The sequence below is a fragment of the Corynebacterium pollutisoli genome (genome assembly GCF_900177745.1).
Lineage (GTDB): Bacteria > Actinomycetota > Actinomycetes > Mycobacteriales > Mycobacteriaceae > Corynebacterium > Corynebacterium pollutisoli.
On sequence record NZ_FXAR01000008.1, the window covers coordinates 67,452 to 87,802 of the forward strand.

General features: G+C 67.0%; 19 protein-coding genes and 2 pseudogenes. 11 read left to right on the top strand and 10 right to left on the bottom strand.

Annotated elements, in window-relative coordinates:
* Positions 1–222 precede the first annotated feature (222 nt).
* The 3 genes from B9Y70_RS10610 to B9Y70_RS10620 all read right to left on the bottom strand — a co-directional run bounded on the left by B9Y70_RS10610 (position 223) and on the right by B9Y70_RS10620 (position 3,380).
* Positions 223–993, bottom strand: a complete 771-nt coding sequence (locus B9Y70_RS10610) for an IclR family transcriptional regulator (protein WP_085550325.1) — start codon at positions 991–993, stop codon at positions 223–225.
* A gap of 5 nt (positions 994–998) precedes the next feature.
* Complete coding sequence (locus B9Y70_RS10615) at positions 999–1,844, bottom strand: amidohydrolase family protein (protein WP_085550326.1); 846 nt, start codon at positions 1,842–1,844, stop codon at positions 999–1,001.
* Positions 1,845–1,907: 63 nt separating this feature from the next.
* Complete coding sequence (locus tag B9Y70_RS10620; RefSeq protein WP_085550248.1) at positions 1,908–3,380, bottom strand: 3-oxoacid CoA-transferase; 1,473 nt, start codon at positions 3,378–3,380, stop codon at positions 1,908–1,910.
* A 706-nt stretch (positions 3,381–4,086) separates the two neighbouring features.
* Here B9Y70_RS10620 and B9Y70_RS13080 point away from each other — a divergent pair.
* Positions 4,087–4,494: pseudogene (locus tag B9Y70_RS13080) on the top strand (CPBP family glutamic-type intramembrane protease); the annotation flags it as partial.
* A gap of 143 nt (positions 4,495–4,637) precedes the next feature.
* On the opposite strand, the gene B9Y70_RS10630 reads toward B9Y70_RS13080, so the two are convergent.
* Positions 4,638–5,792, bottom strand: coding sequence for a PQQ-dependent sugar dehydrogenase (locus B9Y70_RS10630; protein WP_085550250.1), 1,155 nt, complete (start codon positions 5,790–5,792; stop codon positions 4,638–4,640).
* A 60-nt stretch (positions 5,793–5,852) separates the two neighbouring features.
* Between B9Y70_RS10630 and B9Y70_RS10635 the strand changes: the two genes are divergently transcribed.
* Complete coding sequence (locus tag B9Y70_RS10635; RefSeq protein WP_420838456.1) at positions 5,853–7,199, top strand: DUF4185 domain-containing protein; 1,347 nt, start codon at positions 5,853–5,855, stop codon at positions 7,197–7,199.
* Here B9Y70_RS10635 and B9Y70_RS10640 read toward each other — a convergent pair.
* Both B9Y70_RS10640 and B9Y70_RS10645 read right to left on the bottom strand, forming a co-directional pair.
* Positions 7,177–8,205, bottom strand: coding sequence for a hypothetical protein (locus B9Y70_RS10640; protein WP_085550252.1), 1,029 nt, complete (start codon positions 8,203–8,205; stop codon positions 7,177–7,179). The two genes, B9Y70_RS10635 and B9Y70_RS10640, sit on opposite strands and share 23 nt — an antisense overlap.
* 162 nt (positions 8,206–8,367) lie before the next feature.
* On the bottom strand, positions 8,368–10,770 hold the full coding sequence (locus B9Y70_RS10645; protein ID WP_085550253.1) for an ATP-dependent DNA ligase: 2,403 nt from the start codon (positions 10,768–10,770) through the stop codon (positions 8,368–8,370).
* Positions 10,771–10,800: 30 nt separating this feature from the next.
* On the opposite strand from B9Y70_RS10645, the gene ku reads away from it, so the two are divergent.
* Positions 10,801–11,643, top strand: a complete 843-nt coding sequence (gene ku, locus B9Y70_RS10650) for a non-homologous end joining protein Ku (protein WP_085550254.1) — start codon at positions 10,801–10,803, stop codon at positions 11,641–11,643.
* Here the strand turns inward: ku and B9Y70_RS10655 are convergent.
* Together B9Y70_RS10655 and B9Y70_RS10660 are read right to left on the bottom strand one after the other, a co-directional pair.
* Positions 11,640–12,654, bottom strand: a pseudogene (locus tag B9Y70_RS10655) (LLM class flavin-dependent oxidoreductase). The gene ku and the pseudogene B9Y70_RS10655 sit on opposite strands and share 4 nt — an antisense overlap.
* 8 nt (positions 12,655–12,662) lie before the next feature.
* A complete protein-coding gene (locus B9Y70_RS10660; RefSeq protein ID WP_085550255.1) occupies positions 12,663–13,271 on the bottom strand; it encodes an isochorismatase family protein in 609 nt (202 codons plus the stop codon).
* 99 nt (positions 13,272–13,370) lie between these two features.
* On the opposite strand from B9Y70_RS10660, the gene B9Y70_RS10665 reads away from it, so the two are divergent.
* On the top strand, positions 13,371–14,315 hold the full coding sequence (locus B9Y70_RS10665) for a GlxA family transcriptional regulator (RefSeq protein ID WP_085550256.1): 945 nt from the start codon (positions 13,371–13,373) through the stop codon (positions 14,313–14,315).
* Between the two features lie 12 nt (positions 14,316–14,327).
* On the opposite strand, the gene B9Y70_RS10670 is transcribed toward B9Y70_RS10665, so the two are convergent.
* Complete coding sequence (locus tag B9Y70_RS10670; protein WP_143337618.1) at positions 14,328–14,894, bottom strand: hypothetical protein; 567 nt, start codon at positions 14,892–14,894, stop codon at positions 14,328–14,330.
* 112 nt (positions 14,895–15,006) lie between these two features.
* Positions 15,007–15,177 carry a hypothetical protein gene (locus B9Y70_RS12820; protein ID WP_159449815.1) on the bottom strand — a complete coding sequence of 57 codons (171 nt, stop codon included), beginning with the start codon at positions 15,175–15,177 and terminating at the stop codon, positions 15,007–15,009.
* A 61-nt stretch (positions 15,178–15,238) separates the two neighbouring features.
* Here B9Y70_RS12820 and B9Y70_RS10675 point away from each other — a divergent pair, with 61 nt between their 5' ends.
* From B9Y70_RS10675 to B9Y70_RS10700, 7 genes are all read left to right on the top strand, one after another.
* Positions 15,239–15,922, top strand: a complete 684-nt coding sequence (locus B9Y70_RS10675; protein WP_085550258.1) for a type 1 glutamine amidotransferase domain-containing protein — start codon at positions 15,239–15,241, stop codon at positions 15,920–15,922.
* Entirely contained in the window at positions 15,919–16,437 is a 519-nt protein-coding gene (locus B9Y70_RS10680) for a DnaB-like helicase N-terminal domain-containing protein (protein ID WP_085550259.1), read from the top strand. The genes B9Y70_RS10675 and B9Y70_RS10680 overlap by 4 nt, the downstream gene beginning before the upstream one ends.
* A gap of 13 nt (positions 16,438–16,450) precedes the next feature.
* Positions 16,451–16,888 (top strand): DUF3592 domain-containing protein, encoded by a 438-nt coding sequence (locus B9Y70_RS10685; protein WP_085550260.1) that lies wholly within the window; start codon positions 16,451–16,453, stop codon positions 16,886–16,888.
* Between the two features lie 10 nt (positions 16,889–16,898).
* Positions 16,899–17,381 carry a hypothetical protein gene (locus B9Y70_RS10690; protein ID WP_085550261.1) on the top strand — a complete coding sequence of 161 codons (483 nt, stop codon included), beginning with the start codon at positions 16,899–16,901 and terminating at the stop codon, positions 17,379–17,381.
* Positions 17,382–17,434: 53 nt separating this feature from the next.
* Entirely contained in the window at positions 17,435–17,566 is a 132-nt protein-coding gene (locus B9Y70_RS13160; RefSeq protein WP_275886742.1) for a hypothetical protein, read from the top strand.
* A gap of 15 nt (positions 17,567–17,581) precedes the next feature.
* Positions 17,582–19,024, top strand: coding sequence for a bifunctional metallophosphatase/5'-nucleotidase (locus tag B9Y70_RS10695; protein WP_275886744.1), 1,443 nt, complete (start codon positions 17,582–17,584; stop codon positions 19,022–19,024).
* Positions 19,025–19,244: 220 nt separating this feature from the next.
* Positions 19,245–20,285, top strand: coding sequence for a tocopherol cyclase family protein (locus B9Y70_RS10700; RefSeq protein WP_085550263.1), 1,041 nt, complete (start codon positions 19,245–19,247; stop codon positions 20,283–20,285).
* The last annotated feature ends 66 nt before the right edge of the window (positions 20,286–20,351 follow it).

Genomic DNA, 20,351 nt, shown 5'->3' on the forward strand with positions numbered 1-20,351 from the left:
AAAAGCGTCTTAAATTCCGTCTATCAGAATGATTTGCGCGGGAATGTTCAGGTATCCGCAGTTATGCCGCCCGATCGAAGGGAAACGGGCCCGGTATCCCAGATATAATGAGCATTGAAGCACACGCGTTTCGCACAGCGGGATAGCTTCCCAGATGAAGAAGGAAGAATTCGAAGCGCGGCGTAGGGTGGACCTGCAGGGGACCCGGGACCGACGATGCCGTCAGCGCTCCAACTGCTCCTGGATGTCCTCGGCTGCCTTATGCAGCGCTGCCGCGTAGCGGCCTACATTCGCTCGGTCGAAACGGGCTGCCGGGATTGCCACGGTCAAGGCCGCCAAGGGAAACCCGGAGGCGTCATTCACTGCCACCCCGACACCGGACACGCCCTGCTCCGTTTCTTCATCGCTTATCGCGAAGCCGTCGCGGCGGACGCGAGTCATCGCCCGCTTGACGGAATTAACGGTGTTGAGCTTGCGGTGTGGCCAAGCTGGCAGCCCACCGGCAAACAACTCCTCAATCTCGGAGTTAGACATCCTGGCCAGGATCGCCTTACCGCCGGCGGACACGAATGCCGGCATTTCTTCCCCTCGACGTACCGCCACCCGCAACATGGTGGAAGGTTCAATTCCGTCCAGGAACTGAATGTTCTGTCCGCGCAGCGCCATGATCTGCACCGTCTCACCCACCTCTCGTTGCAGAAGCGGGAGGACGGAGTCGGCAGCCTGTTTGAGACGCTCGAAACTCACCTCTGTGGAATCCCCGGGTGACATCGCCGGGCCAAGTCGGTACCGGCGTGAGTAGTCCTGCACTGCGAAATCCCGGTGAGTCAGGGTCGCCAACAACCGGTGTGCCGTCGACGGAGCAACCTTGAGTATCGAGGCAGCTTCCTTGATGGAAAGGGATCCACGTTCACGGAGAAGCAGGATCAGCCGCAATGCTCGGTCAACCGACTCCACAGGGGCGTCTGAGTTCTTGACCGCTTCATTGCTCACGTCTATCACCTACTGTGTCCTTTCACGCCCAACACATGCAGAGCGTTCTCCTTCATGATCCGGGGGTGCACCTCTTCTTTGACCTCCAGTTTCTGGAAATCGCCCAGCCATACTTCCGGGGAGATCATAGGATAGTCGGTCGCGAACAATAACTTCCGAGACAGTGCATTTGAGGCGAACCGAACCAGTGACTCGGGGAAGTACTTCGGTCGCCAACCAGAGAGATCAATGAATACGTTCGGTTTGTGAATCGCAATCGAGTTGGCCTCCTCCTGCCACGGTACGGAAGGATGGGCCATGATGATGGTCAATTCGGGGAAGTCCGCGGCGATGTCATCGAGCAGCAGTGGGTTGGAAAGCCGCAGTTTGATTCCACCACCGCCCTTCATCCCGGCGCCGATTCCGTTCTGCCCGGTGTGGAAGACCAGTGGCTTGCCGAGGGCAGAGAGTTCCTCCCAGAGCGGGTAGAACTCTCGGGCTGAAGGATCAAATCCCTGGACACTCGGGTGGAATTTCATCCCCCAGACCCCGAGTTCGTTGACCTGACGGCGGGCTTCGACGATCGCTTCCTGACCGGTCCGGGGATCCACGGATCCGAAAGGAATAAGGACATCGTTGTTGTCATTGCAGCCGGCCACCAGATCGTCGATGGAATTGGGCAGATGCCCCAGCTGGGTGCGCGCATCGATGGTGAACACTACGGCAGCCATGTTGAGCTGGCGGTAGGTGTCAGCGATCTTCTCGATCGACGGCAACCGGTCTATTCCCTTGAAGTACTTCGCGGAAGCGTCTAGGTACTCATCCGGTAGGGAGTTATGACCGCAAGTGTCGGTTTCGTAGTGGACGTGCATGTCAATCGCGCTGAGCGCATCGAAGTCCACATTGCATGTGTAACGCACAGTTCTCCTTGCAGGTTAGCCGTTGAGCGCGACAGCGAAGTCAGGCTCCGTGTGCTCACGGAGGAATTCGAGAGTCACCCCCGGGGCAAGTTCGACCACAGTAAGTCCGTCTTCGGAAATATCGAAAACCGCGAAGTTAGTAATCAGCTTATCCACCGCCCGCCTGGCTGTCAGAGGGAAGGAACACTCATTCCGCACGCGGGAGGAGCCATCGGGGGCCAAGTGTTCCATAAGAGCAATGACCGTTTCTGCGCCTTCTACCAGGTCCATCGCACCGCCCATTCCGCGCACCTTCTTGCCGGGGATGCCCCAGTTGGCGATGTCTCCGAACTCGTTCACTTCGAAAGCGCCCAGGATGGCGGTATTAATGCGTCCTCCGCGGATCATCGCGAAACTCATGGAGGATCCGAATACCGATCCCCCGGGACGGACCGTGACGGTTTCCTTGCCCGCGTTGATCGTATCGGGGTCAAATTCGTAGTACAGGGGAAAGGGGCCTGTCTTAAGCAGACCGTTCTCACTCTGCAAGGTGACATCAACGTCGTCCGGAATGAAGTCGGGGACCTTGGTGGGCAGACCGATTCCCAGGTTCACGTACTGCCCATCAGAAAGTTCGAGGGCAGCGCGGCGCGCCAGATCGTTGCGACTCCAGCCGACCTCTGGTCGATCGTCCTCACGGCCTGCGGGAACGAAATGCTCTTGGCCGGGCTCTCGGATCGTGATGACCTCTACCGGTTTGGCCTGCACCTGCTCCCTGGTGAGTGGGAGGACACGGTCGACGAAGATCCCCGGAAGGTGAATTTCCTCGGGCTGCAGGCCACCGACAGGCACGATCTCTTCAGCCTCGACGACGGTAATCCTGCCGCACATAGCGGCGTCCGGATTGAAGTTCTGGGCAGTGCGTCGGAATACGAGATTGCCCTCTGCGTCGGCCTTCCAGGCACGCACAATCGCGTAATCAGCCCGAATCGACTCTTCAAGTACGAACTCTCGGGGTTCCCCGTTATGCAGGAAGGTGCGGGTTTCCTTGGGCTGCGACACTTCGACGATCTCGAGATCGGCACCGTGCCGCACAGGGAGTCCTCCTTCTGACACCAGGGAACCAGCGCCGGTCGGAGTGTAGAAGGCGGGGATTCCGGCACCACCGGCCCTCATCTTCTCCGCCAACGTCCCCTGAGGGGTGAAGTGGACTTCCACCTCGCCCTTCATGTACTGATTCTCGAAGACGGAATTAAAACCGATGAATGAGCCAACGAACTTGGAAACCTGCTTGGCGTCGAAAAGCCTGCCCAGCCCCACCAGTCCGTCCGCGGTCAAGCTGCCGGGGTTGTTTGAGTAGACGACCAGGTCCTTCACCCCCATATCTACAATCCCGTTGAGCAGCTCAAACGCGTTTCCGTTCGTTCCAAATCCCCCTACCGCGAGACTCATACCGTCGGTCAGTCCCGAGAGCGCTTCCTCCACGGTGTAAACAATCTTGTTAGCCACGCAGCTTTCCTCCTTGGTGCAATATTCTTCTTGACAGAATTTCGACACGAGTCGTCGTTCACCCGTTAGAGTCGCACAGTAGCGCAGTGTGAGCGGCGTAACAATAGAAGGAGAAAAAAATTCTCACGTCACGGCCCGTTCACACGCTTGAACCTGGGCTGTTGCGATTGGTGGTGGAACCGTTTCTCCCCCATTCGAGGTTCCGTCCAGCGCAATCTTCTCCCCGGCACGTATTCCAGAATGTGCCCTGCTGTCCCCCAGCGAGCGTCAAACGGACAACATTGTGGCAGAAGCAACGCCTCCCCCTGCACATTCCTGGTTGTCCGGACTTGTCCCGGTTTTCCTCGGGGTTCGCCCTGAAGTTGCTTTCCCGGAGCAGACAGCCACCCGGCACCGGCCTAACGTCCAGGTCATGAGCACAGTTCACGCCCCCGACCGCGTGCCCTACGACCGCTACGACAGGCCCCTCACCTTCTACGTCCTCGCCACCCTGATCCCCTGGGCTCTGTGGGTGCCCGGCGCCTGGTTCAGCCACCAGGACCAGGCCGGGCCGGCGACCCTGCTGGCGCTCGCCGGACTCTTCGCGCCGCTCGGTGTCGTGTGGTGGCTGACCCGCCACGACCGCGCACTGCAACGCGACATGTGGCGCCGCGTGTGGGACTTCCGGCGTGTCCGCCCGGTGTGGACAGCCCTGGCGGTGGGGCTCATGCCGGGGGCGGTGGTCGTCTCCTCGGCCCTCTCCCTGCTGTTCGGGTACTCCCCCGAGCAGTTCCTGTGGCGGGGCGGGGCGACGTTCGCCGTCGGTGTCCTCTCCGGGTGGGCGGTGCTCGTCCTGGCGCCGGTCATCGAGGAGCTCGCGTGGCACTCCTACGGCACGGACTCCCTGCGCAGCCGCTTCTCGTTGTTCACATCATCACTCATCTTCGCGGTGGTCTGGGCTCTGTGGCATGCCCCGCTCGCCCTGTTCGCGGGCTCGTCGCAGGAACAGACTGTCGCGCAGGGGTGGATCCACGCCCTCAACTTCCCGCTGGGCATGCTGCCCTTCGTCCTGCTGATGAACTGGGTCTGCTACCAGGGTGACCGCAACATCACGCTCACGATCCTCTTCCACCTCGGCGCGAACCTGAGCACACAGGTGATGGCGACGCACCCGGACACGGAGGTCATGGCCACCGGGGTACTGCTCGTCATCACCGCGGTCGTGCTGTGGCGGGAGCGGGCCCAGTTCTTCACACCCCCGGATCGTCAGGCGGGGCGTCAGGCGGGCCGCAGCTCCAGCAGCCGACCGGCGGGGCCGTCCTCGAGCACCCAGATCGCGCCGTCGGGGGCCTCGGCCAGCGCCCGGATGCGCGCGCCCATCTCCCACTCGTCCACCACGGTGGCGGGTTCACCGAGTTCGACGCGGACGATCTTCTCCCCGGACAGGCCTCCGAGGAGGGCGGAGTCGGCCCAGCCGTCGAAAAGCTCCCCGGAGTAGATGAGCAGGTTGCCCGGCGAGATCGACGGCACCCACCACGCGGCCGGGCCGTGGAAGCCGTCCCCGGCGGTGTGGTCGGGGATGGGGTCGTCGTTGTAGTGGATGCCCATGGATGCCTCGGGCCAGCCGTAGTTGTCGCCCTCGACGAGGAGGTTGAGTTCGTCGCCGCCTTGCGGGCCCATCTCGGAGACCCAGATCCGGCCCTGCGCGTCCGTGTCGATGCCCAGCGGATTGCGGTGGCCCATCGTCCACTGCTCCGTGCCCCAGGGATTGTCGGGGGCGGGGCGGCCGTCGAGGGTGAGGCGCAGGACGGAACCGAGATTCGTGTCATTCTCCTGCGCGGGGGTCATTTCCTGGCGGTCCCCCGAGGTGACGTAGAGGTGATCGCCGTCGATGAGCAGACGCAGGGAGAGGTGGCCGTTGCCGGCGGCCGGGGTCTGCTCCCAGATCTCCTGCAACCCCGTCAACTCATGCCCGGTCATGTCCAGGTACGCGCGGCCGACCACACCCTGGGCGCCGTTGGTGTGCGGGCGCACCCAGCTGAGGTAGATCATGCCGTCCTGTTCGAAGGTCGGGCCCGGGATGATGTCGTGCATACCGGCCTGCCCCTGCGCATGAACCTCGGGCAGCCCGGTGATCTCGGTGACTTCGCCGGTGGTCTGGTCCCGCAGCTGCAGCGCACCGCGCCGCTCCGCGATGAGCAGGTGGTCGGTGCCGGGCAGGAAGGCCATCGCCCAGCCGGTGGTGAACGTGCCGTGCTCGTCGATGGTGAAGTCCCGGGTCTCATCGTTCACCGGGGTGGGGGCGGTCTCCCCTTGCGGGGGCGCGGCCGGGGCGACGGTGGCCCCCTCCGTCGGCGGCGTGACCTCCTCGGGCGTGGCGGAACACCCCGTGAACAGGGCGACGGCCGTTGACAGGGCAAGGATTCGGCGCATGCCCCCACCCTAGTCAGCGCGAAAGTGTGGTGCGATTCATCACGCGGTCTTTATAACAATTTGAAAATGTCTCGACCCGTGAAGAAGACGATCTCCACCCTCGCCCTGTCCGCCTCCCTCACCATCGGTGGTGGTCTCGTCAGCGTCGCGGTGCTGCCCCCCCCCACCGCCGTCGCCCAGAGTTCCGGCAGCTCCGGGTCCAGTGGCGAGCGCCGGCAGCCGAACGACGTCGAGTTCGGCGACGACCATGTCGACGGCCCGCTGGTGGTCTCCGTCATCGGTGACCTGCTGGGCGTCGGCATCTCCGATGACATCGGGCTGCTCATCGGCGACCTGGGCATCATGGCCCAGATCGGCGAGGGCGAGGAGTTCGCCATCATCTTCGGTGACTCCTGGCGCGGCCCCGCCTTCGGCCAGGGCGAGTGGATGAGCCCAGTGGGTGTCGTCGCGGTGAAGAACCCGGACGGCCGCATCGAGATCCTCCGCCCGCTCAACGAGGGTGAGATCGCCGAGCAGCTCATCGACTACTCGCACGACAACGGCATCACCGTCATCCCGTCCGACGCCATCAACATCGACGGCACCCTGTACATGCAGGGCATGTGGAACCAGGGCATCGGCAACGTCCTGTGCACCCAGATCTGGAAGTCGGAGGACAACGGCGCGTCCTGGGAGTCCGTGGGCGTCACCGACACGTCCTACATGAACGGGCTGGGCAACCTCATCACCTGGGAGATGGGACCGGACGGCTACGTCTACGTCATGTCCTCGGAGTTCAAGCGCGCGGACGACGTGTACCTCTCCCGCTTCCGGCCCGCCCAGATCGCCGACCGCTCCACCTGGGAGCATTACGACACCCGCACCGGCACCTGGTCGGCCACCTTCGCCGGTACCCCGATCCTCGCCGACGACGTCTCCGCCGGCGAGATGACCCTGCGCTACATCGAGGGCCACTGGGTGCTGGCGATGTTCAACGCCGAGACCTACACGGTGGAGGTCCGCATCACCGGGAACATCACCGATGACTGGGACGCGGTCACCCCGGCCCCCGTCATCCTCGGCGGCAACTGGCGCGACCCGCAGGACGCCGGCAACTTCGCCCAGGTCTACGGCGCGTACATCGTGCCCGGGTCGACCATCGGCAACATGGACCTGGTGGTCTCCCAGTGGAACACCGCGAACAACCGTCGCTACATGTCGACCCAGTTCAACGTCACGGGTCTCGACGAGTCCTTCGGCATCGGCACCGATGTGGCTGCCCCGCAGGGTCGCATGGCCCCGCAGACCGTCCCGCAGGACCGCGTCGGCGACGCCTCCGTCCTCGGTGTCACCGAGGTCGAGGTCACCGATCAGGCCCCGGAGCAGGGCTTCCTGGGCACCGACCTCACGGTTGTGCCGCTGCAGTAAGGGTGCGCTGCCACGCCCCGAGCGCGGAGGTCGGGGTGAAGCCGAGGGTGCGGTTGATGTCGAGCATCCACCGGTTCTCCCCGGCGTTCCAGGTGTGCAGGCGCCGCGCCTGAGGGCGCAGTTCCTGCAGGTGGGTGAGGTTGGCCCGTTTGAGTGCCAGGCCCAGCCCGTGCCCGCGGTCCTCGCAACGCACGAGGGTGTCCATCTGATGGGCGACCTCGGGCTGTCCGTCCGGACTCTCCAGCATGGTGTAGCCGACCGGCTCGCCTTCCGGGCCCAGCGCCACCGCCCACAGCCGGGTACGCCGCGCACTGCGCGCCACCTCCTCCTCCCGGCGGATCCGCGTGGCATCCCACGCCGCCTCCTCCGCCTCCCGACTGCCGTTCGGCGCGTCCGTCGTCATCCGAGCCCGCAGGTCCGCCATGCCGTCGAGCAGGTGTTCCGGCGTTTCGCCGGTCCAGGTCACCAGCTCGTACCGCTTATCGACGTCCCCCTCCCCCACCGTCACCGGCAGCTGCAGGGTGTTCGTCACCTCGACCTGGTCGAGGACGAAGCCACGCTCCTGCAGCCGGTCGGTCACCGGTGTCGCCTCCACCGCTCCGCTGCCGGTTGCGGCGGTGAGGGTGGGTTCCTCCTGCCGCGAGTACTCCCACCAGGTGACGGCCGTGCGACGCTCCTGCCGGCACAGGTCCTGGAACGCCGGGTACAGGGCGTCGAGAAGCGGGAGCGGATCGCGGTCCGGCAGGACCGTCGCCTGCACGTGGACCGTGTGGACTTTGTCGCGGCGCGGCAGGAAGACGTGCAGGAACGCGACCTCGTCGCACAGGATGATGAGCTGCGCCTCGTCCTCGTCGTGCGAATAGGCCGCAAGCGTGTCGGCGCGGTGGTGGAAATCCGTGTGACCCAGGAGGGCCTGCTCCGCCTGCCCACCTATCGAGGCAGCGACCAGGGCCGCCCGCGCCGGGGTGTCCGCACGGCCGAGGTCGTGGTGGATGGTGGCGTTCAACGGGCCGAGTCTACGTATCCTCGGGGTCATGCGGATCGAGCGGATCGTGCGGGAGCATCTCCCGCGGCCCGCCGCCGGGCGGGCGGCCAGTTTTAGGCTGCTTGTCGACGCCCGCGGTGATCGACGGGTCCGCCCCCGTAAGGCCTCGTCCGAGCCCGGCCGCTACACCTCCCAGCGCACCTCTTCCGGGTGCTTGTCCTCGCGCCACCCGCGCCACACGGCCTGGCGGACGCGCCCCTCACGGGTCCGCCCCGCCAGGGACACCTCGGCGACGAGCTTCGGAGTGACGAACCACGCGTCGGACTGGTCCGCCTCCGGCACGTCGTCCACGGGCGGGGTCTTGCGCTCGATCCGGCGGAGCACCTGTTCGATGTCCCGCAGTTGCGCGGCGGTGAAACCGGTGCCGACGCGGCCCGCGTAACGCAGCCCGCCACTCTCATCCGGCACCGCCACCAGCAGCGACCCTATCCCGCCGGCCCGCCCGCCCTTGCCGTGGCGGGCGCCGATGACCACCACCTCCTGATGCAGCTGCGTCTTCAGTTTCAGCCACGCCCTCCCCCGCTTGCCGGGCAGGTAGGTGGAGTCGGCGCGCTTGGCCACCACCCCCTCCAGTCCCAGCTCGCGGCTGACCTTCTCCGCCTGCGCGAGACTGCCGGTGTGCGCGGGAGGGACGGTGACGTGCTCCCCCTCCGCCAGCACCTCGCGCAGGAGTGCGCGGCGCTGACGGTACGGAGTCCGCAGCTGCGGACTCGCGTCCGCGGCACCCGGCGCGCCGAGCTGGAGGATGTCGAAGACCATGTAGCGCAGGGTCACCTCCCCGACCTCCCCCTTTGCCGCGGCCTGCAGCAGCCCGAAGTCGGGGCGTCCCCGGTCATCGAGGGCGACGAGCTCCCCGTCGAGGATCGCGCCGTCCGGCAGCAGGTCCACCAGCTCCGCGGCCGGCGGGAACAGATCGGTGTAGTCGTGGCCGTTGCGGCTGGCCAGCACCACCGCCCCGCCCCCGACGCCGGCGATGATCCGGTAGCCGTCCCACTTCATCTCGTAGTCCCACGTCTCGCCGTCCTGCACGCCGAGGCGCACGTCCGCCGGGGTGCCGGGGGTCGCCAGCATCGCCGACGGCAGGTCGGCGACGGTGAAGGAGGCGGACAGGGGGTCGGGGGCGACGGGGCGTCGAGAAGCATTGTCCGGCTGGTCCTTCATGTACTTCAGCAGCCAGTGCTTGTCCTCCCCCATGCCCGGCGCGTGGATGAGCGCGAAGCGGCGCGGCGCCCCGCCGAGGCCGCCGTCGGGCCGGCCGTGGAGCACCGCGATGACCTCCTTGCCCTCGCGCCATTTCTCCAGCTCAATGGTGCCGGAGTCCCAGATGCTCACCTCGCCGGCACCGTACTCCCCCTTGGTGATCGTCCCCTCGAAGGTGGCGTACTCGAGCGGGTGGTCCTCGGTCTGCACGGCCAGCCGGTTGAGCTCCGGGTCGAGCGGCGGCCCCTTGGGCACCGCCCAGGAGACGAGCACGCCGTCGTGCTCGAGGCGGAAGTCCCAGTGCAGGCGGCGGGCGTGGTGCTCCTGGATGACGAAGATCGGCTGCGCATTGCTTGTCGACGGCCGCCCCATCGGCACCGGTTCCGCCGTCTTCGCGGGATCGCGCATGGAACGGTAGGTCGCCAGACGGTCGGGGGCCTGCTCACGCAGGGGCTCGAGTGGATCGAGGCCCTCGGCCACCCGCTCGAGCACCTCGGTGTACTCCAGGTGCCGCAGGTCCGGGCCCGCCAACTCCTCCCAGGTGCGCGGCGCGGCGACGGTCGGGCGGGTGCGGCCGCGCAGGGAGTACGGGCTGACGGTGGTCTTGGAGGAGTTGTTCTGCGACCAGTCGAGGAACACCTTCCCGGCGCGCGCCGACCTCTTCATGGAGGAGACGACCTCGTCCGGGTGGTCGGCCTCCAGCGCGCGGGCGAGTTCACGGGCGACCTGCGAGATGGTCTCGGAGTTGTGTTTCCCGTCGAGCGCCGCGTAGAGGTGGATGCCTTTCGACCCCGAGGTCACGGGGTGGGCGGGCATGCCCATGTCCTCGAGGATCTCACGGCACCAGCCGGCCACCTCGGCGCACTCCGGCAGACCCGCGCCCTCCCCCGGGTCGAGGTCCAGGACGAGGCGGTCGGGGTTGCGGGGCTGACCGTTGGCCCCGAAACGCCACTGCGGGGTGTGCAGTTCCAGGGCCGCGACCTGCGCGAACCAGGCGAGGACGGCCTCGTCCTCCGCCAGCGGGTAGTGGTTGGTGGTGGTCTTGTGGGCGATCTTCCCCGTGGGGATCCAGTCGGGGGCGGAGTCCTCGAGGTCCTTGGCGTAGAACACCTGTCCCGGCTTCTTCTCCGTGACCACGCCGTCGACCCAGCGTTTCCGGGTGACGGGGCGGCTGGTGAGCTGCGGGAGGAGCACCTCGGCCACGGCCAGGTAGTAGTGCATGACATCGGCCTTCGTCGTGCCCGTCTCCGGGTAGAGCACCTTGTCCAGGTTGCTCACCGCGAGAGTGCGCCCGCCGATCCGGAACTGCTTTCTGCTGCCCGCCATGGCCCGTCCTTCCTGTATAAGCTTCATGCTATGCGCGCAGTATGGACCGGAGCCATCACGTTCGGACTCGTTAACGTCCCCGTCAAAGCCTACGGGGCGGTGGAGGACCACGACATCTCCTTCCACCAGGTCCACGATAAGGACGGCGGTCGGATCCGCTACGAGCGGCGCTGCGAGGTGTGCGGGGAGAAGGTCGAGTACAAGAACATCGACAAGGCCTACGAGGAGGACGGCGACACCGTCATCATGACGGACGAAGACTTCGACGCCCTCCCCGAGGCGGAGAACAACGAGATCGAGGTCGTCCAGTTCGTCCCCTCCGAACAGGTCGACCCGATCATGCTCGAACGCAGCTACTTCCTCGAGCCGGAGGGCAAGACCCCGAAGTCCTACCTGCTGCTGCGGCAGACGCTCGAGGCGACGGACCGCACCGCGATCGTCACGTTCGCGCTGCGCCAGAAGACCCGCCTCGGTGCCCTGCGGGTGCGCGGCAAGGTGCTCGTCCTGCAGGGTCTGCTGTGGGCGGACGAGGTCCGTGAGGTCGACTTCAAGGGCACGAAGTCGCGGGCGAAGATCTCCGACAAGGAACTCGAGCTCTCCGCGGCGCTCGTCGACCAGTACGCCTCCGACTTCACCCCGGAGAAGTTCGAGGACGAGTACCAGGTCGAACTGCGCAAGCTCATCGACGCTAAGCTCGCCGCCGGGGACACCCTCGACACGGAGGCCACCTTCGGCGAGCAGCCGGACGAGGACGACTCGGACGACGCCGACGTCGTCGACCTCATGGAGGCGCTCAAGGCGTCGCTGGACAAGAAGCGCGGCGGGAAGAAGAAGACAGCCAAGAAGTCGACCAAGAAGTCGAAATCCGCTTAACGACGCCAGGTCGTCGGGTCCCCGGCGGCCGCAGCCGGGTCCAGGCCCCACGCCTGCGCGATGAGCTCGAGGGTGCGGTTGTTGGTCTTGGTCGTCGGGCCCTTGACGAGCAGCATGAGCTCATCGGCCCGGGCGCGCTCCGCGAAGGACTGCAGGTAATCGGCCGTCTGCTCGCCGGTACCGACGGCGTAGTAGTCGAGCATGGACGCGTAGTGAGGCCATGAGCTGAGAGATCTCATTCTCGTCTGCTACGCGGCCGTTGAAGTGCATGGTTGTCACGTGCTGGTGGACCATCTGCCGGTGGATACTGGTCGCCTCCTCCTCGGTGTCCGCGGCGGTGGCGTTGAGGGCGGCGATGACGTACGGCTCGTCCATGAGCGCCGAGGGTTCGAAGGTCTCCCGGTACAGCGTGACGGCCTGTTCGAGCATGGGCGGGAACAGGTGGGAGGCGAACGAGTAGGGCAGGCCGAGTGTGGCGGCGAGCTGCGCGCCGTAGAGGGAGGAGCCGAGGACGTAGAGCGGCACGTTGGTGCCGCGCCCGGGGATCGCCTGCACGCCCGGGGCGGGGGAGTCGCCGCGCAGGTAGCGGGAGAGTTCGACGATGTCGGCGGGGAAGTTCTCGGCGGCGTTGACGGGGCGGCGGAGGGCGCGGGCCAGGGTGGTGCGGTCGGTGCCGGGGGCGCGGCCGAGGCCGAGGTCTATGCGGCCGGGGTACATCTCCTCCAGGGTGCCGAACTGCTCCGCCACGACGTACGGCGAGTGGTTGGGGAGCATGACGCCGCCGGCGCCGAGGCGGATGGTCGAGGTGTGGGCGGCGACGTGTCCGATGACCAGGGCCGGGACGGCCGAGGCGATGGACGCGGTGTTGTGGTGCTCGGAGTACCAGACACGCGATTATCCGAGTTCCTCGGCCTTGCGGGCGAGGTCGACGGAGCGTCGGAGAGCATCCGCGGGGGTTTCACCGTCGAAGAAGGCGGAGAAGTCGACGATGGACAGAGGGACGCGGGTCACGGGCACTCCTAGTTACGGGCGGATTCGATGAGGTTGCTGCCGGTCAGCGGCCGGTTGTCCGCCACGGCGGCCTGCCAGGCGGCGGTGGTGTCCACGGCGGCGAAATTGGAGTTGAGCAGGACCATGAGGGTCTCGTGGACCTGCTGCGCAGGCGCGGAACCGGCGGAGTTGGACAGGTTGATCGCGCCGGTGGCGTCGGAAAGCACCTCCACCGTGAGGCCGCGCGGCTCAGCGTCGGCCGCGGTGCCGATGATGCAGTTGTTGGTCATGTAACCGACGAGCGTGAGGGTGTCGACGTCATTCTCGCGCACCCACTCGTCCAGATCGGTGCCGGCGAAGATGCTGGCCCAGGACTTGGTGGCGGGCTTCCAGGCGTCCGTGGCGCGGGCGGCGATGTCCGGGTGCAGCTCCTGCCCCGGAGACCCGGCGCCGAAGACCGGGAAGTCCGCCGGGTACTCGTGCCGGATGACGGCGACCGGCATCCCGGCCTGCTCGGCGGCGTCGATGACGCTGAGGATGTTCGCCAGGGACTCCTCCACCGGCGGGTACTGGATGGCCAGCGGGCCGGAGAAATACTCCTGCTGGACGTCGACGAGGATGAGGGCACGACGGGTCATGGTGTTCTCCTTGCGTGGGAATGGTCAGTCCATGGTGGCCCGCGGGAGTCCGGTAGCGTGAGTGGCGCAAGGGAACACTGTCGATGGAATCGGGCCAACATGAAGATCGCCGTCCTCGCCTTCGCGGGCATCACCGCCTTCCACGTCGCGGTCCCCCTGGAGGTGTTCGGGGAGGTCTCCCGCCTCGGACTGGCCGACAACTGGTCCGTCCAGGTGTGGTCCGAGGACGGGCAGCCCGTGCGCACCGCCGAGGGTCTGCTACTGGGTGACCTGGCCGGCCCGGAGGCCGCCGAAAGCGCCGACCTGCTGGTGCTCCCCGCCTGGTACGCCGATTTGCGGGACCCCTCCGAGCGGGTGAAGAACCTGGTCCGCCGCGCGCAGCACCGCGGTGCCCCCGTCGCCGGGCTCTGCCTGGGAGCCTTCCCGGTGGCGGCCTCCGGGGTTCTCGACGGCCGGACGGCGGTGACCCACTGGGCCGCGGCCGACGACTTCGCCGGCCGCTTCCACGACATCAACCTGGACGCGGACGCGCTCTACATCGATCACGAGGACGTGCTCACCTCCGCGGGCACCGCCTCCGCCCTCGACGCCTGCCTCCACATCGTCCGCACCCGCCTCGGCACGGCCGCCGCCGCCCGCGTGGCCCGCCACCTGGTCATCGCCCCGCACCGCGAAGGCGGACAAGCCCAGTACATCGAGCGACCGCTCCCGGCACACCAGGGTCAGGGACCGGTCAGTGAGGTCATCGACTGGGCCCTGGCCAACCTGGATGAGTCGCTGACCGTCGAAAAGCTGGCCGCACGCGCCCACATGAGCCGGCGCAACTTCACCCGCCGTTTCCGCGAGATCACCGGCACCAGCCCGGCGCGCTGGGTCACCGACCGCCGCCTGGACGAAGCCCGCTCCCTGCTGGAGACCACCCCGTGGACGGTCGAGCGGATCGCCCGGGTCTGCGGCTTCAGCAGCCCCGTCACCTTCCGCCAGAGCTTCGCGGCACGCTACGGCACCACGCCGACGTCGTACCGCAAGCGGTTCACGGAGTGAGCGACCTCAGGATCAGCGGAACTCGAACTGCAGCTGCACGTCCTCGTCGATGGCGTGGATGATGCCGGTGTAGAAGTTGCGGGCCTGGCCCTCGAGGAGATCGCGGTTGGCGTCGATGTGCTCCTGACGCTTCTCGTCATTGAGGATCTCGGTGACGGCCTCGGCGGAGTCGATCTCCTCCGTGATGAAGCTGAGGGCCCTGCCGTCCCGGTGCACCGTCTTGAACTCCGGGTCCTTGAAGCCGATGGACTTGAACGGCGGGACGGTCACCCGGTACGAGTCGGTGTCAGTCTGCCGGATCGCGACATCACCGCCGTCGATGCCCAACTGGGCGGTGAAGGTGTACTGGAGGATGTTGGTGCGCCGGGACCCCGGCAGCTCCCACTTGAAGATCTTCGCCTCCCGTTCCACCGTGTGCAAGCCCTGCGTCGCAGTGCTGAGGAGGACGATCTCCTCCTCCCGCTCCACCGCGGTGATGATCTCTGAGGTACGCGACGTGGTCTCCTCCTTGATCGGCTCCCCTGATGCGCTCCCCCACGCATAGGCGGCGACGACGGCGACCGCCATCACGATCAGCACGCTGATGATTCCCAGGACCAACCGCGCAGCGCGCATCCTCATCCACCTCATCGGTTACCGGTATACAGATCAGAAGGGATGCTACCGGACCGGCTCATCGGGAACGGCGGATTCAGCCGCGCCGGGATTTCCGGGCATGCCGCACCGCAAAGAACACTGCCGCCACGATGAGGATGAGACCGATGCCGCCGAGTCCCGGGGAGTCGTCCAGCTCGCCGAGATACAGCAGGACAGCACCGAAGGCCACGGCCGCGACCGCGGGCACATAGGGAAGGTACTTCACGAGGTTGAGCGTACTCCCGGATACGGTGGCACGCGGCCGCCGGCGCAGGGAGGATGGGCTCATGACACGAATCCTCCATGTGGTCACCAACGTCGCCCATTTCGACGACCCCTCCGACACGACCGGCCTGTGGCTCTCCGAGCTGACCCACGCGTGGGAGGTCTTCGCGGAGCACGGCTTCGATCAGACCATCATCAGCCCGGCCGGTGGCTACGTCCCCCTCGACAAGCGTTCCCTGAAGTTCCCCGCCAAGGAGAAGACCGCCTCGGATTGGCTCACCGATCCGTCGAAGATGGCGCAGCTCGGCACCACCACCGCCGCCGCCGAGGTCGACGCCGCCGACTTCGACGCCATCTGGTTCGCCGGCGGGCACGGCGCGATGTACGACTTCCCCGACAACGAGGACCTCCAGCGGCTCACCCGGGAGATCGTCGAGGCCGGCGGCGTCGTCGCCGCGGTGTGCCACGGTTACTGCGGGTTGCTCAACACGCGGTTGTCGGACGGTTCCCTGCTTATCGACGCCCGCCCCCTCACCGGTTTCTCCTGGGCAGAGGAGAAACTGGCGCTCGTCGATAAGCTTGTCCCCTACAACGTCGAGGAGGTGGCGAAGCAGCGCGGCGCCGACTACCGCAAGGCCACCCTGCCGTTCGCCTCGTACACCGTGACCGACGGCAACCTCATCACCGGGCAGAACCCGGCGTCGGCGAAGGCGACCGCCGAACTGGTGGCGGACGCTCTCGCATGATCGACGAGGATGAGGACCTCCTCGGGGTGGACCCACCCCAGCTCGACCCGGAGGCGCTCCTGCTGTGCGGCCTCATGTGGGCCGGCAAGGAGCACCCGCCCAGCGACGAGGTGTGCCGCATCCTGGAGCCCGGCGACTTCGACGACCCGCACCACGGCCGGCTCTTCGGGTTCCTCGCTTCTCGACGCCGCGCCCACCAGCCCGTCGACCCCGCCAGCCTCGGCTCGGCACTGTCGGAGATGGGTGACTCCGCTCCCCTGCCCCGGCACACCGCCCGCCGCCTGCTGCTCGAGCTGACCACCCTGCACGTCGTGCCCGAACTGGTCACCGACTACGCCGACCAAGTGCTCGGCATGTCCTACCGGCGGCAGTACCAGGCCATGGCGGCGGCGTTGGTTCACGCCAGCGAGCACCTGCCTGAGTGGGAGCTGTTCCCCGTCATGGTCGAGCACGGCCGGGCGCAGCGGGCGGCGTGGAAGCGGCGGCAGGCGTTCCGTACAAGAGAATCGGAGTAACCCCGTTTCCCCCATGTTCTCCTTCATCTTCCTGGCCGTGTCCGTCCTGATGATCATGGTCGGCCTGTATCTCCTGTACGGCGCGGTGAAGCAACGGGCGATCCTGCGTGACCTTTCCCAACGCGGTGAACGCGTCCGCGGCACGGTGGTGTCTTCGCGGATCCACACGCGGGAGAGCAGCAACGGCAACGACGTCCGCACACTGATCGAGACCATCGAGTTCCGCACCCTCACCGGGCACCTGGTCCGGGCCCGTCCCCGCTCCAACGACGTCGGTCTCACCGACCGCACCGGTCAGAATGTGCAGGTCATCTACTCGAAGCAGAACCCCGAACTGTTCGCCGCGCCGCAGGACGGGAAAGAACCATCGCGACGCCCGGTCATCATCAACGCGGTGGCCGGAGTCTTCTTCGTCTGTATCGGTGCGGCACTGCTCACCGCCGGCCTATAACGTCGATCCCATGAACCGTCGTCTTCTCGTCCCTGTCCTGTTCGCTGTGGCCTCAGCCGCTCTGGTGGCCTGCGCCGCTCTGGTGGCCTGCGCCGAGGACTCTGCGCCGCCGACTCCGGCCACCACGGATCAGACGGTGTCCGAGACTGTCGAGTCCGCAGCTGCGGACTCCGCGGACTCCGCGGACTTCCCCGACGTCCTCGAGGCCCGCGTCACCCCGGCCGGGGACGAGTTCCGTGTCGTGGTGACGATGTCCTCGCCTTACGACACCCCTGAGCGCTTCGCCGACGGCTGGCGCGTGCTCACCCCGGACGGCGACGTCCTCGCCGAGCACACCCTGCACCACGATCACCAGCACGAGAAGCCCTTCACCCGCTCCCGCGGTCCGTTCACCATCCCGGACGACGTCGACGAGGTCGTCGTCGAGGGCCGGGACAGTGGGAACGGCTACGGCGGCGGCACCGTGACGGCCCCGGTCCCCCGCTACCGCTGATCCCTGCAGTCCTGTGAGGTGCGCCACCAGGGTGGCGGGCAGGAGGAATCACCATGACTGACGCGACCCGCCTGACGATCCTGCAGACCGCTGACCTGCACGGCCAACTGGAGACCCACGACGAGTTCTATCTGGAGGACGGCCACCCCGTCTACCGCCGAGCCGGGGGCGTGGCCCGGATGTAAACGCTCTTCGACCGGATCCGGGAGGAGAATCCGCACACGATCATCGTGGACAACGGTGACTGCTTCCAGGGCAGCGGGTGGATGCAGCTCTCCCGCGGGCAGGCGGCGATCCCGGCGATGAACGCCCTCGGTTACGACGTCCTCATGCCAGGCAACTGGGAGGTCGTCTTCGGCAAGGACCGGCTGCTGGAGATCGCCGCCGAGTACACCGCCCCGATGGTGTGCACCAACATGCACCACGCCGACGACGCCGGTAATCCGATGGGCAACGACGTGGTCGGCCACCATCTGTTCGACCCCTACCTCGTGCTGGACAAGGGCGGGGTGAAGGTCGGCGTGCTGGCCTACAACGATCCGGCGCTCACCCGTCGGCAGGCGCCGGCGTACAGCCGGGGCATCGCCCTGACGAAGCCCGCGCAGAGCCTGGCCCACTGGGTCCGCCTCCTGCGTGAGGAGGAGGGCTGCCAGGTGGTGCTCGTCATGGGTCATCTGGGGCTGGCCCCGCAGGTGGCACTCGCGAGCGAGGATTTCGCCGAGGGCGTCGACTACATCCTCGGCGGTGACACCCACGAACGCGTCCGCCAGCCGCTGCAGGGAAAACACGCCCGCGTCACCGAGCCGGGCGCCTTCGGTTCCTTCGTCGGCTGCCTCGACATCGAGGTCGACGGCTCCCAGGTCCTCGAGGTCGGCTACGAGCTTCTCGAGGTCAGCGGGGACCTCCCCGAGGACCCCCACGTGCGCGACCTGGTCGACACACTCCGCGCCGAACACCCCGAACTGGAGGAGACGATCGGCACCACGTCCACCGTGCTCCAGCGCTACTACGTCCTGGAGACACCGATAGACAACCTCGTCACCGACGCCCTGTTCGCCAAGGCGTCGACCGCGCTGGCCGAACGCGGGGAGCACCTCGACATCGCCCTGTCCAACGGTTTCCGCTTCTGCCCTCCGCTGGTGCCGGTCGACGGGGCGGCGACAATAAGCAGGCAGTTCCTGTGGTCCATGCTGCCGGAGAACGCCCAGGTGAAGACGGGTGACGTGACCGGTGCGCAGCTGCGCACCTGGCTGGAGAAGGAACTCAACAACGTCTTCTCCCCGCGTGCCGACGAGGTCTTCGGCGGCTGGGTGGTGCGCTTCTTCGGGATGCAGGTGCGATTCACGTCCGACGCCCCGATGGGCCGGCGCGTGCAGTCGGTGCAGATCGGCGGGCGGGAGCTGAATCCGGACGCCACCTACACCGTTGCCGCCTGCGAACGCGACGGCGACCCGGTGGACACGCTCTGCCGTCTGCAGGACTGTGATGACCCGAAGCTTCTCGAGTTCACCCTGTACGAGGCGGTCGAGGAGTTCCTCGCCCGCGGGCTGGTGAGCTACGGGCTGGAGGGATGCTGCGTGGCCGAGGACCTGCCGGAGGTGGTGCTCGGGCAGGGCAGCATCGAGGGGTGCGAGTTCCGCTGAGCCCCCGGTGGTCGGCGCGGCTGGCGGGGCCGGTAGGTCACAATGACGTCTCGGCGTCATTTGTTACATCTGACGCCGCATTGGATTCTTAAAACCCCAGGTCACGGACATCCGCAAAAAATCCACCTATCGGCAAAAGCCAACAGGTGGATTTCCCGACATGACGTGTCAGCATCCCAGCCGACGCCCCCGCAGGCCGTCCTGTGCTTGACTGGGGACTATGACCCCGCTCACACGTTACCGATCCACCGGCGCCGACCTACCTTTCGGACAGCCCACCCGCGCGCACCGCGGCGTCGCCATGGAGGGCTACTTCTGGCGGCTGACCGATCCCGAGACCGGCCGCGTCGTCATCGCCCTGTGCGGGGCGAACCGGGGGCCGCGCGGCCCGTGGGCGACGATCGGGCTGGCCGGGTCGAACGGCGTCGTGCGCACCGCCGCCCGGGACGGGTCGTGGACGGATCCGCATCGCCTCGGGGTCCGCGGCGGGGCGAGAAACTCCCCCGCCTTCAGCGGTGACGAGGAGCATCTGCGCGTCGATCTCGGCCCCGACGCCCGCCTGGACCTGACCTTCGACGACCTCACGCCGTGGCCGCACCGCGCTTTCGGCGGGTCGAGCATCTTCCAGGTGATCCCCGGCCTCAACCAGTACTGGCACCCGTGGCTGCTCGGCGGGTGCGCCAGCGGAACGACGATCCTCGGCGACGAGACCTGGGAGTTCACCGACGCCCAGGTTTACGGCGAGAAGAACTGGGGCCGCGAGGGGTTCCCGGAGTCGTGGTGGTGGGGTCAGGCGCAGGGCTTCGTCGAGCCGGAGGCGTGCGTCGCGTTCGCCGGCGGCCTGGTCACGGCGGGGCCGATGAGGGTGGAGGTGACGGGGCTCGCGGTCAAGCTGCCTGATTCCCGGGTCCTGCGCCTCGGCAACCCGGTCGTCAGCCCTGTCCAAACGACCACCACCGACGAAACCTGGCGCCTGTCGGGTCGCGGTTACGGATGGCGGGTGGAGATCACCGCGTCGGCCCCGCTTGCCGACGCCTTCGTCCTACCCGTCCCCCTGCCCAGCGAGCACCGCAACGTCCCCGGCGATCTCGAGCACCTCACCGGCGACCTGGAGATCACGGTGTCCAGTTTCGGCCGTCACGTGTGGAGCGGGCGCACCTCCCTGGCAGCCCTGGAGCACGGCGGGCTGGACCGGGCGGCCGCGGAGCTGCGACATCGCGGGTTGGACCCCACGCTTACCGACGCCCCTCCGATGACCTGACCGTCGCCACCGGGCAGGCCGGCACCGGGGACTGCAGGGCCGCGGACTTGACCGCAAATACCCCCC

Bases quoted from the DNA above. Each gene is read 5' to 3' on its own strand.
- B9Y70_RS10615 (WP_085550326.1), bottom strand. From the start codon at position 1,844: ATGCACGTCCACTACGAAACCGACACTTGCGGTCATAACTCCCTACCG.
- B9Y70_RS10630 (WP_085550250.1), bottom strand. From the start codon at position 5,792: ATGCGCCGAATCCTTGCCCTGTCAACGGCCGTCGCCCTGTTCACGGGG.
- B9Y70_RS10645 (WP_085550253.1), bottom strand. From the start codon at position 10,770: ATGGCGGGCAGCAGAAAGCAGTTCCGGATCGGCGGGCGCACTCTCGCG.
- ku (WP_085550254.1), top strand. From the start codon at position 10,801: ATGCGCGCAGTATGGACCGGAGCCATCACGTTCGGACTCGTTAACGTC.
- B9Y70_RS10660 (WP_085550255.1), bottom strand. From the start codon at position 13,271: ATGACCCGTCGTGCCCTCATCCTCGTCGACGTCCAGCAGGAGTATTTC.
- B9Y70_RS10665 (WP_085550256.1), top strand. From the start codon at position 13,371: ATGAAGATCGCCGTCCTCGCCTTCGCGGGCATCACCGCCTTCCACGTC.
- B9Y70_RS10675 (WP_085550258.1), top strand. From the start codon at position 15,239: ATGACACGAATCCTCCATGTGGTCACCAACGTCGCCCATTTCGACGAC.
- B9Y70_RS10680 (WP_085550259.1), top strand. From the start codon at position 15,919: ATGATCGACGAGGATGAGGACCTCCTCGGGGTGGACCCACCCCAGCTC.
- B9Y70_RS10685 (WP_085550260.1), top strand. From the start codon at position 16,451: ATGTTCTCCTTCATCTTCCTGGCCGTGTCCGTCCTGATGATCATGGTC.
- B9Y70_RS10690 (WP_085550261.1), top strand. From the start codon at position 16,899: ATGAACCGTCGTCTTCTCGTCCCTGTCCTGTTCGCTGTGGCCTCAGCC.
- B9Y70_RS13160 (WP_275886742.1), top strand. From the start codon at position 17,435: ATGACTGACGCGACCCGCCTGACGATCCTGCAGACCGCTGACCTGCAC.
- B9Y70_RS10700 (WP_085550263.1), top strand. From the start codon at position 19,245: ATGACCCCGCTCACACGTTACCGATCCACCGGCGCCGACCTACCTTTC.